This is a genomic window from Devosia sp. 919 (assembly GCF_013185965.1).
Classification (GTDB): Bacteria; Pseudomonadota; Alphaproteobacteria; order Rhizobiales; family Devosiaceae; genus Devosia.
The window spans coordinates 1,376,666-1,388,379 of sequence record NZ_JABAOL010000001.1; the positions used below are offsets into that span (position 1 = coordinate 1,376,666).

Here is an 11,714-nt window from a genome sequence, read left to right on the forward strand (position 1 = left end):
AGCAAAGGGGGCGCCACCGGCGCCTCACCCAGCCTGACGCTGCCGGATCAGTGCTGCCAGAGGACGAGGCCGGCGGCGGAGGCCATTATCACCCCGGCTGTTTTGTTGAGGCGGCGCAGCGCCGGCTCACTCTTGAAAAGATCGCGCGCCGCCGAGGCCAGCAGCGCATAGCCGCAGCCCACGATCATCAGCACCACGACAACGATGGCCGTCAACTCGGCGAAAGCCAGCGGGTTCATCTGATCCAGCGGGATAACGGTGGGCAGGATTGCCAGATAGAACACAATGGTCTTGGGGTTGCCCATGGTTAGCGAGAAGCCGGCGAGAAAGGTCTTAAATGAAGTTTCGCTGCGCGGCTTCATTTGTTCGGCGCCCGGTGCGGCCGTCCAAAATTTGAAAGCGATGTAAAGCAGATAAGCCGCGCCGGCCCAGCGCACCAAGGTGAAAACTGGCCCGAGATAGGTGGCGATAGCGGCAAGGCCGAACACCGCAAAAATGAAATACACCATGTCGCCGGCGAGAATTCCCAGCACCATCGGGAAAGCTCCGCTAAAGCCCCCACCCAGCGCCCGGGCCACGACTGCGGCAACACCAGGTCCAGGCACCAGCACCGCGATGCCATAGGCGAGGGTAAAGGTGAGAAGGGTCCAAAGATCCATGATCACGCCCGGGGAAAGCCAGCAGGAAAAGTCATCGGCCAGGGCGGTCTTCATCATCGCCCGTGGCCCTAGATGACGGATATCTCGCACAAATTCCCACTTCGGCAAACCCTTCGCCGCTTGGCTGGTCGGCTCAGGGGCTGGCGGGTTCGGGGGTCGTCGCGGCAAGGTCGTCCACGTCAGCTTCTGGACCCAGCAGCATGAGGCTGGGTTCAGTGGCAAAGATCTGCTGGGCCATGGCCTGCACATCCGCCGCTGTAACCGCTTCGATCAGCCCGGCGCGCTCCGTGATGTAGTCGACCGGCAGGTCGCGCAACTGCTGACCCACCATGGCCCGGGCAATAGATACCGACGAGCGGAGTTGGTTGATGGGGTAGGCGCCGATCAAATAGCGTTGGATACGTTCGAGTTCGACGGGGTCCGGGCCATTTTCCGCCAAAGCCGCCAAGGTCGTCTTGATCACCTCGATGGTTTCATCCGCCTGATCGGAGCTGGTCGAGGTTCCGATGGTAATCGCGTGAGCATGGGCAAGATCGACCATGTTCCCCGAAACGCCATAGCTGAGCCCGCGTTTCTCGCGCACTTCCACATTAAGGAGCGACAGCAGGTTCCCTCCGGCGAGCAGTTCGGTCATCACATAGGCGGGGAAGAACTCCGGATCCTCCTGGGCAATGCCGGGAAAGGCCATGTTGATCGTGGTTTGTGGCAGGGGATAGCTGACCGCCAACTCCTGCCCAAAACTGAGTTGCGCGTCGGGGATCGGTATGAGCTCGGGTGCCTGAGGCAAGCCACCGAACACCACGTCGATCATCTCGCCAGCTTCTTGGGGAGTGATGGCCCCTACAATCCCGATCTTGAGGTTCTCGCGCGCAAAAACGGCATTGTGGAAGGCTCGCAGGTTTTCGATCGTGATCACGGGAAGGGTTTCAACCGTCCCCTCCACCGGGCGGCTATAGGGATGATCGCCAAACAAGGCTTCATTCCACATCAGCCTGGCGGCATAGCCAGGGTCCTGCGACTGGGCGACGAGCCCGGCCATGATCTGGGCGCGCATGCGGTCCACGGCGGGTTGGTCGAAGCGAGGCTCGTTAACCGCCAGCGCAAGAAGCTCGGTTCCGTCTTCTCGCGCTTCTGACAGCATTCGCGCAGCACCCGAGAAGTTATCCTGGTCGGCCGAGAACTGGATTTCGAGGCCCACCTCGTCCAACTGCGTCTGGAAGGCCTCGCTATCGAGATCGCCCGCGCCTTCGTCGAGCAGGGTCGACATCAAATTGGCCCGGCCGAGCTGGTCGTCCGGATCCTGCGTGGCACCGGCACCTTTGAAGGCAAAGCCAAGGGTGATGATCGGAATGGTGTGGTCTTCCACCATCCAGGCCGAGATGCCACCCGGCGAGGTGATGGGCACGAACTCGGTCTGTGCATTGGCTGGCAGGATCCAGGCAAGCAGCGCCAATGGCGCCAGCAGGAGGGTCAAGGCGCGGCGCTGAGGTCGAGGTGAAACGATCATGGTGCGGGTTCCTCGGCAGGGGGCAGCAGATAGCCGGTGACGGCATTGTCGGCGCCAAGATAGCGAGCAGCGACGTCCTGCACGGCTTGCGGGGTCACGGCGCGGATCCGATCTGGCCAGGTGTTGAGGCCCTCGATCGTGCCCCCATTGGCGAGCCACAGCCCGTAGCTCATCGCCAAATGTGTGGGGTCGTCGCGCTGGAATACGGTATCGCGCGCAAAACGGTCAGCCACGCGGTCCACGTCCTCCTGACTGACGCCATTGGTGATGATGTCCTCGATCTCGGCGGAGATCGCCGCAATCAATTCTTCAAGTGTTGCGTCCGGCCGTGGCGCGCCCGAGAGCGTGAAAGTGCCCATGTCAAAAGCGGCGCCATCATAGCTGGCATTGGCCTGGGCAGCGATGCCCAGCTCCACCACAAGCTTTTGGTAAAGGATGCTCCTCGTGCCGTCGCTCAACAGCCCAGCTAGAACATCAAGGGCCTCGGCTTCGCCCGCCGCGCCGGTGCGATAGCTGGGCACGACCCAGCCGCGCGTGAAACTGGGCAGCGCCACCCGCGGGTCGGTCAGGGTGACGGTGCGGCTCGTGTCCTGCGGCGGCTCCTGGGGGCGGACGCGCTCAGGCAGATCGGGGCCGCGTGGAACTGCGCCATAGGTCTGCTCGGCGAGGGCGCGCACGGCTTCCGGTTCAACATCGCCAGCCACCACCACCAGCGCGTTGTTGGGCGCATAGTACTGGTTGTAGAAGCTGAGCGCGTCGTCACGGCTGAGCTCTTCGATCTCATGGGCCCAGCCGATCACCGGCGAGCCGTAAGGGTGGTTCTGGAACTGGGTTGCAGCCAGTTCTTCCGCGAGGATCCCATCGGGGTTGGACTCGATGACCTGCCGGCGCTCCTCCATTACGACCGCTCGCTCCGCATCGATTATCTCGGGCGGCAGCGCCACATTGCGCATGCGGTCCGCTTCGATCGCCATGATTTCTCCCAGTGCATCGGGGGGAATGGTCTCGAAATAGGCGGTTACGTCCCAACTGGTGAAGGCGTTCATGTTGCCGCCCAGCTCACTCACCAGGCGGTCGAGCGCACCGGCGGGATAAGTCTCGGTGCCGCGGAACATCAGGTGCTCAAGGAAATGGGCGACGCCCGATTGTCCAGGGGGCTCATCAGCAGCGCCCACGCGGTACCAGACGGTATGGGTCACGATCGGCGCCCTTGTGTCAGGCATCACCACCAACTGCATGCCATTGTCGAGGGTGAACTCGCTGATCACCGGCGGCGGAATCTCTTCCTGCGCCAAAGCCGGTGCCGCAAGCATTAGGCTTGTGAACAGCCCCAATGCGGATCGATGCATATTGCTGGTTCCCTTGGATAAAGGCGGGGTTTGGAGGTGAGGGGTACGCTTGCCTGCCGCGCACATTCACACTGCAGCGCAGGAGCCGGACCGGGGGCGTCGAACAGATGCAACAGCTTGGTGGGCGGTTTGGTTGCCGGTAAATTCCCTGCTGTGGCGGTGACGGGAAACAAGAATCCGGGAGGACGTGACCTAGTTCTCGAGCCAGTTATCCAGCAGGCCGGCAGCCACGACTTTGGCGCCTGCCAGGGTCAAGTGCGCGTAGTCGAACTGCATGGGGATGCCGTCCGGAGCAGTTTCGCGGCAGTTCCCGTCCGGGCAAATAATGCTGAGCGGTGAGCGGTAAGCGATTCCGGTCTTCACCAATCTTGCCGCAAGGGCATGGTCGACTGACACGGGCTCCGGCAGCATCGCGCGCGACAACACGCCGGCAGCCCCGCCCCAGACCTGTGCCCGCGCCAGAATATTGGGCACCGCACCGCCATATTCGGCGCTGGGCCCGACGATCATCACGGCCGGGCTGTGCTGGCCGGCAGAGTTGGCGAGGGCAACAATGCCGTCGACGTCCCCTTCGCGCCACCGGCCAGCGATGATGAGGCCGTCCAGGCGGGCATTTGGCAGAAACCGCTTGAGCACGAACTCGGTCAGATCAGCGCAACGCTTATCCTGCCAAGCCCCTTCAAGCGGTCGGCAGCCTGCCGCGGTGGCCTGCAGGAAATTGTAGTGCGGGTAGGCAGCGCGCAGCCCGCCGGACAGATGGGCGGCATGGCTATCGCCCAGCAGCAGGATATTGGGCCGCGTTGGATCAAGCCGTAGGCATGCTTCGCTATCCAGCACCGTGCCAGGCAAGTCGCGGTCGTCGAGAAAACAATGCCCCGCCTGGAAGTGCGCTCGATACTCTGCCGTCTGCGGATAGCGGGCATAATCTGCGAGTGCCAGGACTTCGCCGGAATAGTCGCGAGCCCCAAAGTCCATCCGTGTCAGGGTGAAGCCCGCGCCCGCAATGACCAGCAGTGCCGCAACCCCGCTCGCCAGCACGCGAGATGGCGGCATGTGCTGCAGTCCCCGGCGCGCCGGCATTTCGATCAAGGGACGTGACAGCGCCGCTAGCGCCAGCGACATCGCAACCACCCGCACCAGATCGAGGGCGTTCATGTCGGGCCCGGTGACGGCCCGATCGAACACGATCACCGGCCAATGCCAGAGATACAGCCCATAGGAGATGAGCCCGAGGTAAACCAGTGGCCGCCACTTGAGCATCGCTCCAACCGCGGTGCCCTCGCTCCAGGCAATCAAGAGGACAGCGCCGAGCACCGGGGGCAAGGCGTTGAGACCCGGGAACACACTGGTTTCCCTCAGGTACAACACGGGCGCGACCACAAGAGCGAGCCCAACCCAGCCAGCCGCTTCACGCCAGAAACGTGACGGGATCGATCGCGCGGGTTTGAGCGCCAGCAGCGCGCCGGCGCCAAGTTCCCAGGCTCGGGTAGGCAGCAGGTAGAAGGTGAAGAAACGCGCCTGTTCGGCACCAAACAGGCTCAGCACAAAGGAGCTAAACATCAACGCCACCAGGATGGCGGCGAGATATCGCCGCGCCCAGCGATGCAGCGCCCATAGCAGCGCCGGAAAGGCGAGGTAGAACTGTTCTTCCACCGCCAGGGACCAGGTGTGGAGAAGCGGCACGCTGCGGGCCGGCGCGTCGAAATAGTCAGTGGTGAGATAGAAATAGATGTTGGACACGAACAGCGCTGCGGCAACCGCTGTTTCCCCAAGCGCCCGCAACTCGAAGGGAAACAAGACGAGTTGCGCGGCGACCAGCACCGCCAGGATAACAAAAAGGAGCAGCGGCCCGATGCGCAGAAAGCGGCGGCGGTAAAACTCCAGAAAAGAAAACTGGCCGCGTTCGAGATCGGCCGCAATAATCGAGGTGATCAGATAGCCCGAGATCACGAAAAATACGTCGACGCCAACAAAGCCGCCGCCCAGTGCAGTCACGCCGGAATGGCCCAACACCACCGGGACAATGGCGAGGGCCCGCAGTCCGTCGATATGGGGTTTGTACTGGATGGCCGCACCGGAATGGGCTGGATTGAGCTCCATTGTACTAGTCCATAAGCCCAGGGCCTTGTCCATCATCGGCGCCTTAGGCGGGCTGAACTTATCCCCGGGTGGTTTACGCGGGTGGATAACGCTCCTCTCGGCTTTCCTGGAGGATGCACATGACCGACCGCTTCGAACACCATGCCAAGGGCCTCGACAGCCCTGCCAGCCATGCCTTCACCATCACTCCCAACGACAGCGAGCCGCTGATCGAGGCTACCCGCGCCATCTATATCGGCGCCGGTGGAGCGCTCAGCGTGACGCTGTTATCGGGCGCACAGGTCGTCTTCGTTAATCTGTCCGGCGGGAGTGTGCTGCCCGTCCGGGTGGTTCAGGTGAAGGCGAGCGGCACCACCGCCAGTCAGATCCTGGGGCTCGTGTGATGCTTGGCATATCCCTCAGTGCAGCCATTCACCAGCGCACGGGTGCTGCGTTGCCGGTTCCCGTTCCGCCACCAGCGGGCCTGTCCTTCACGCCCGATATCGCGGTCTTTCGGGACCAATTCGGCGCCTATACTCACGATTTTGATGCCCAGGCCCGCAAGCCTGCGCCCACGCATACCGTTTATGTCGGCAAGGGCGGTGACAACACCGCTGACGGCCTAAGCTGGTCCAGCCGCGTTCGCTCCATCAAGCAGGGCCTGGTGCGCGCCGCAGGCCTGGGCAGTCCCGGCGCTTCGACGCGCGTCCGTCTGTTGGTCCAGGCCGGGGAGTATCGCTTTTCCGAACAGGACGTCAGTGGCATTCCCGATATCTGGGCGGGCCAATCCTGCCAGCGCAATCTTATCATTGAACCCTGCGATGGGTTCGGATCGCCATCCATGATGGGCCGGATCCGTTCAGTCCATGATCAGGTGATGCCGCCATTCCTGCCCGTTGCCGGCTCCAGCACCGTTTACGCGTCCGTTTTCACCAGCGAACGCGTCACCTCCTGCGTTTGGGATCGGACTTATGCCGACGCGTGGGGCAATCCGCTTTGCGCCCACAATGCGCCGCCCCCTAGCGGCGCCTATGCCAATGAAGCGGCGGTTGTAGCGGGGCTTGAGGCCATGAATGCGGCCGAGGGCGAAGGCGCCTGCTGGCTCGATGCCACGGGGAAAAAGCTCTATGTGCGCCTGCGGGACGGCCGGGCCCCGGACGCCAACATGATCGTGGGCCGTGGCACCAATGACAGCGTAGCTAACCCTGCGGACTGGAACATCTATTACGGGGGCATCCATGGAACTCTGGCAACGCTTTGGGCAACGCGTCTCGATGCTTGGGGCGGCGGCGGTTTTTATCTCTATCCAGATTGGAGCGGCAACCGCCGCGCCAGTGTGGTCCTCGACCAGTGCGACGCACTTTACAGCGCCAATATGGGCTTTCTTGCCTATGACGCCACCAATGTGATCCTGCATCGCTGCCGGGCCGCCTACTGCCTCAATGATGGGGTGGCTTATGATCAGCCCGGCTTCGGCACCTACAACCCCGACGCGGCATTCACTGGCGCGATCATCGGCGCCAGCCTAACAGTTTCCGCCATGGCAGGGTCAGCCGCAGGGGTGCTCGATATCGGCATGGTGATCGCGGGTGCGGGAGTCGCAGCCGGTACCCGGATCATCGGGAAAGGCAGCGGCACGGGTGGCGTTGGCACCTACCTCCTCGATCAAAGCCAAAGCGTTTCAAGCACAGCCATGACCGGCACCGGTGGTTTGGGTGGCGCGCGCTTTCATGAACTCGATTGCCGCTTCCGCTGGTGCGGCAACAACAGCCAGTTCGACACCTCCCGCAATGCCAGTTCGGCCCATGTCAACTGCACCGGCCTGCGCATCAACAGCCATGCGCTGTCCACGCAGAACCGCGCCTTCCATGACATCCACAATGCCCGTTCCTGGAATTTGGGCTGTGTTGGAGAGAGTTGCCGCCAAAGCGGGGTGCAGAGCGCGGCCTTTACCGCCGGGCTGGAGCCGAACAGCAATGAAACCGCGCAGATGTGGCTGGATGGCTGCCAAAGCCTGGGCAACACCGCCGATCTGCAGGCGCACAAGGGAGCCGGACTCCGATTGCGCAATATGGGCGCGATCGCAGCCTTCCAAACGCTCGTCAGCGGTGGAGGCACGATCGCCCTTTATTGAACCACAAGGCTGCGGCAAGCCGATCATTGCCGCAGCCGAGCTGCCACCCCTTTGTCAAGACAGCTACGAATCTGGCGGCGCCAGCCACGGGGAACACTCCAGATCGAAGCGTAGGCAAACAACTGTCGCAGGGTCGGACTGCCATGGCGGAACGCGGCGGCAAGGAGCGGCAGGGCGGCCCGGTACGCCCCTTTGCCCTGAGCGTCGCGGGAAAGGTAACCGAGCAGGAAGCCGCTATGGGCGCGCCTTGTCAGCAGCGATCCCAAGCTCTGCGCCCATGTCACGGACTGTTGCCAGCGATATTGGCCCGAGAGCGAAGGGCGTGGCTCATCGCGGTAATGCACCACCAGAGGCTGGGGAACAGTCAGCAACGGGTAGTTCAACTGCTTGGTCGCGCGCAGCACCAGTTCCCATTCTTCGTGCTGGCGCGCTGCAAAGCCAATATGCTCGAACACCGCCCGCGGCACCAGGAGCGAGGAGGTTTGGAGGAACCCCGCCCCGCGTCCCAGCCAGGTGTGCCGATCAAACAGCCATTCGTCAAAAGGCACTGCGCCATGATAAGGGCGCTCAGGCAGCAGAACGCTGGAGTGCGGGGTGACGACCCGGGACATGGTCATCACCACTGCCGGACGATTTGCGGCAAGTGCCAGTTGTTTTTCGAGCTTCTGGGGCAGCCATTCGTCGTCGTCATCGAGAAAGGCCAGCCAGTCTCCGGTGCTCAGGGCTGCGCCACGATCCCGGGTTCGGGCCGCGCCCACCTGTGCGGGGTTGGAGAAAACGCGCAGCCGCGGCTCCTTTATCGACTCCAGAGCGGCAAGCGTCGCCCCGTCCTCCCCGTCGATCAGGACCAGCAGTTCCAGATCAGCCATGGTTTGAGCCAAGACGCTCCGAACGGCCCGCAGCACCAGTTCGCTGCGCCCAAAGGTTGGAACAACCACGCTGACGGTCGGCATGTTGTCTCCATTTTGGCAAAAGGATGCGCTGGCGCTGAGCCTAGCCAGCCGCTTGCCCCCGCGGCAACAGGCTTGTGGTTTCAGCCTTAACCGGGAAGCTGGCGCAGCAGCCCTTGTGCCCGCATCCAGATGCCCATGGCGAACACCGCTTCCCCCAGTGCAATGCCGACGAGACTGAAGACCAGTTCACCCTGAGCCACAAAGACGGCGACCACTGCAATGGAAATGGCGCAGGAAACCACGCTGGCGGCAGCGAGGGGGCGGAACTGCCCCGCTGCCTGCAGCAACACACTGTCGGGCATTCGCAGGCTGCGCAGCAGGGCAATGGCCAGCCATTGCAAGGCTCCCGCCCAGATGACAGGCAAGCCATACTCGGGTGGAAACAAGAGGCGAGGCTGCCAAAGAAGAATGCTCAACCCCGCGCAGAGGCAGACGACCCAGATCAGCAGCAATGCCCGCCTGAAGAAACCCAAGGCGCCGCGCACCGCCCAAGGCTTGCCGCCTTGAGCCAGGATACGCGCGAGTTGCGGTCGCTCCAGATCACTCAGAGCATTCATCGCCAAGGCCATGGGGCGGATCAGCAGGGCGCTCGCCGCGAGGGGTGCAAAGCCGCTCGACCCTGCCACAAGCGTCACGATATAGGCGTGGGCATTGGCGGTGCCCTCAGTGGTGACAACCCCGAGCAGCGACCAGCGCGAATGGGCCTGCCAGATCTGTCGATAAGCAGGCATTGCGCGAAGCGAGAGCTGGGCGAATTGGCTGCGCAGGAAATCGGGTGCCAAGGCGAGCAGGCCAATGGTGGCGCTGCCCACGAGGGCCCAACCGGCGGCAAGCAGGCTTGCTGCATCCAGCAACTGGATCAGGACTATCCCGCCGCCCAAGGCCAGCCCATAGGCCATGTCCGAAAGCACCACCCGACTTTGCTGCTGCTCATAGGCATGGGCGCGACCGAACCAGCGAAGGACGTTGATCGCGCCAAAGGCGGCAAACAGAGCCGCTTCGAGGGTCCCCAAGGCGAGCGACACGGCAATGACGCCCACCGCCAGCCCAGTCGCAATCGCCAGCACCAGATTAACGGTAAACATCGAGGCCACCACTGTGGTCGTGGCGCCTCCCTGGCGCAGCAAGACTACAGGGTAGGGCGCACAAAGCAGTGCCACTGCAATCCCAAGGCTAAGCTGTGAGCACACCAGTAAAAACGCAAAGCCGCCGAACTGCGCCGGTTCAACCGCGTGAAGCAGTTGCAGGGACAAGAGGAATTGCGCCCCCGCCGAGGCGATCGAGCCCATCGCGGCCAGGCCATAGGAGCGGGCGCGGGACGGAGTGCTATTCTGGCGGGTCTGGGGTGGAAGCAAGGCACGATTCAATTTGCTGCACACTCCGCGCGATGGCACACTCCATCCCGATCAACCCGAGCGCCTTGGCCCATGTACCTACGGCCTTTGACAGTTCAACCCTTTAGCGCTGCCGCTGCGTGCCCGGCTGGCCGCACCAGTTTTTACGCGGCGTTGTGTCTTTTTACGGTGCTGCTGCTGGTCTGCATAGGGCTTCAGCCCCTCCCCCGCGGCGGGGATGCGACGGGCGCGGAAGGCGATCTTATCCGGCAGGGTAGCTATCTCGCCCTTTTCGCGGCGACCATGATGGTGACGCGCCGCTCAACCTGGTTCTCGATTGTGCCGTGGAGCTTTTTTCTCGTGTTCGGATGGTGCTGGCTCAGCCTGCTGTGGGCGATCGAGCCGGGCATTGCCCTGCGGCGGGTGGGCATCACCACGGTGCTTGCCGTGCTGGTCTTTGCCGCAGTGCATTGCGCTGGAGCGCGCCGCTCCTTTGCCGCCCTGTGGTGGGCGCTGGTGGGGGTGCTTGCCGTCAACTACGCGGCCGTCCTGCTGAGCCCCGCCGGGGTCCACCACGCGGGCGAAACTGGCGATCTTGCCTTGGCCGGCAGTTGGCGCGGCGCGACGATGCACAAGAATTTTGCCGGTCCCGTTTGTGCACTGACGGTTCTGGTGCTGCTGCTGGATCGGCGCCCGGTAAATGTCTGCCTGCGCTGGCTGCTCCTCGCGGGCGCAGCATACTTTTTGTGGCGCACGCAGTCCAAAACCGCAATGGCACTGCTGCCCGCCGCCCTTCTTAGCGCCCTGGTTTACATGACCCTGGGACGCCGGCAACGGGTCTGGATCCTGCCTGCTGCCGGTTCTATCCTGGTGTTTTCTCTACCGTTTTGGGCTGAAATTCTTACCGCCCTCAACCGATATTTGGCACAACCTGAAGGCCTTACCGGGCGGACCCAGGTCTGGTCGCTGCTGCTGCGCTATGCCGGGGATCATCCTTGGGTGGGGGCGGGGTTCGGGTCGTTCTGGGGGGTTGGGGCGAGGGGGCCGGTGGGGGAGTTGGTGGAGGGGTGGGTGGCCGGGATATTCTCGGGTCACAATGGTTATCTCGATGTTCTGGTGCAGCTGGGGTGGCCCGGACTGGCCCTGGCGGTGCTGGCCTTTGCCATCGCGCCGCTCTCGCGCATCCTGGGGGCCAGCGGAATTGCGAGGCGGGACGGGGGGTTAGTGGTGGGGGTGCTGGTTTTTACCCTGGGGCACAACCTGACGGAATCGAGTTTGCTGAACCGCGATCATCCCGGCTGGGTGTTGTTCCTTGTGGCGGTGGCGCTGGTGTGCCAGCTGCGATGGGAGCGCCAAACAGCCGCTTTGCCGGGTTTCCGCCATGTTGATGAACGGGTTCTGAACGGCTTCCCGGCCGGGGTCGCAGCGGGTGCGATGGCCCCGCGAGAGCAGCCGCTACAGCATCAGTATTAATCCAGTAATTCTTATTCACTGGTTGAAATCTCGTGCTAAGCTCACTCTGCGGTGCTGATGAGTTCAAGCAGGATATAAGTTGTTGGGTGTGTCCGGCGGTTCTGGTTCGAGTTATCGCAGGTTAATTGCAGGTGCCGCTGCACAAGCATCTAGATGCTGGTCGCCGGATTCAAAAAATTCTACTGGAGCGTGCTCCCACGTAACTGCTGTCCGTCGTGGTGGTGCT

The 11,714-nt window shown here is 62.9% G+C and carries 9 protein-coding genes; 3 read left to right on the top strand and 6 right to left on the bottom strand.

Annotated features, from left to right (window positions below):
- Positions 1–47: 47 nt before the first annotated feature.
- The 4 genes from HRQ64_RS06630 to HRQ64_RS06645 form a co-directional block, all read right to left on the bottom strand.
- The gene (locus tag HRQ64_RS06630; RefSeq protein WP_172122683.1) at positions 48–716 is read right to left on the bottom strand and encodes a LysE family translocator; all 669 of its coding nucleotides are present in this window, start codon (positions 714–716) and stop codon (positions 48–50) included.
- Positions 717–792: 76 nt separating this feature from the next.
- Complete coding sequence (locus HRQ64_RS06635) at positions 793–2,166, bottom strand: pitrilysin family protein (protein ID WP_172122684.1); 1,374 nt, start codon at positions 2,164–2,166, stop codon at positions 793–795.
- Positions 2,163–3,515 (bottom strand): pitrilysin family protein, encoded by a 1,353-nt coding sequence (locus HRQ64_RS06640; RefSeq protein WP_172122685.1) that lies wholly within the window; start codon positions 3,513–3,515, stop codon positions 2,163–2,165. The genes HRQ64_RS06635 and HRQ64_RS06640 overlap by 4 nt, the downstream gene beginning before the upstream one ends.
- A gap of 192 nt (positions 3,516–3,707) precedes the next feature.
- Entirely contained in the window at positions 3,708–5,615 is a 1,908-nt protein-coding gene (locus tag HRQ64_RS06645; protein ID WP_172122686.1) for an acyltransferase family protein, read from the bottom strand.
- Between the two features lie 119 nt (positions 5,616–5,734).
- Here HRQ64_RS06645 and HRQ64_RS06650 point away from each other — a divergent pair, with 119 nt between their 5' ends.
- Positions 5,735–5,998, top strand: a complete 264-nt coding sequence (locus HRQ64_RS06650; RefSeq protein ID WP_172122687.1) for a hypothetical protein — start codon at positions 5,735–5,737, stop codon at positions 5,996–5,998.
- Positions 5,998–7,728 carry a hypothetical protein gene (locus HRQ64_RS06655; RefSeq protein ID WP_172122688.1) on the top strand — a complete coding sequence of 577 codons (1,731 nt, stop codon included), beginning with the start codon at positions 5,998–6,000 and terminating at the stop codon, positions 7,726–7,728. Before HRQ64_RS06650 ends, HRQ64_RS06655 begins: the two co-directional genes overlap by 1 nt.
- 23 nt (positions 7,729–7,751) lie before the next feature.
- On the opposite strand, the gene HRQ64_RS06660 is transcribed toward HRQ64_RS06655, so the two are convergent.
- Together HRQ64_RS06660 and HRQ64_RS06665 are read right to left on the bottom strand one after the other, a co-directional pair.
- Positions 7,752–8,681, bottom strand: coding sequence for a glycosyltransferase family 2 protein (locus HRQ64_RS06660; RefSeq protein ID WP_172122689.1), 930 nt, complete (start codon positions 8,679–8,681; stop codon positions 7,752–7,754).
- 86 nt (positions 8,682–8,767) lie between these two features.
- Positions 8,768–10,036, bottom strand: coding sequence for a hypothetical protein (locus HRQ64_RS06665; protein WP_172122690.1), 1,269 nt, complete (start codon positions 10,034–10,036; stop codon positions 8,768–8,770).
- An 87-nt stretch (positions 10,037–10,123) separates the two neighbouring features.
- Between HRQ64_RS06665 and HRQ64_RS06670 the strand changes: the two genes are divergently transcribed.
- Entirely contained in the window at positions 10,124–11,488 is a 1,365-nt protein-coding gene (locus tag HRQ64_RS06670; RefSeq protein ID WP_172122691.1) for an O-antigen ligase family protein, read from the top strand.
- Positions 11,489–11,714: the final 226 nt, after the last annotated feature.

Excerpts from the sequence above, each read along its gene's own strand:
- HRQ64_RS06645 (WP_172122686.1), bottom strand. The coding sequence starts at position 5,615 with ATGGAGCTCAATCCAGCCCATTCCGGTGCGGCCATCCAGTACAAACCC.
- HRQ64_RS06635 (WP_172122684.1), bottom strand. The coding sequence starts at position 2,166 with ATGATCGTTTCACCTCGACCTCAGCGCCGCGCCTTGACCCTCCTGCTG.
- HRQ64_RS06655 (WP_172122688.1), top strand. The coding sequence starts at position 5,998 with ATGCTTGGCATATCCCTCAGTGCAGCCATTCACCAGCGCACGGGTGCT.
- HRQ64_RS06650 (WP_172122687.1), top strand. The coding sequence starts at position 5,735 with ATGACCGACCGCTTCGAACACCATGCCAAGGGCCTCGACAGCCCTGCC.
- HRQ64_RS06640 (WP_172122685.1), bottom strand. The coding sequence starts at position 3,515 with ATGCATCGATCCGCATTGGGGCTGTTCACAAGCCTAATGCTTGCGGCA.
- HRQ64_RS06630 (WP_172122683.1), bottom strand. The coding sequence starts at position 716 with ATGATGAAGACCGCCCTGGCCGATGACTTTTCCTGCTGGCTTTCCCCG.
- HRQ64_RS06660 (WP_172122689.1), bottom strand. The coding sequence starts at position 8,681 with ATGCCGACCGTCAGCGTGGTTGTTCCAACCTTTGGGCGCAGCGAACTG.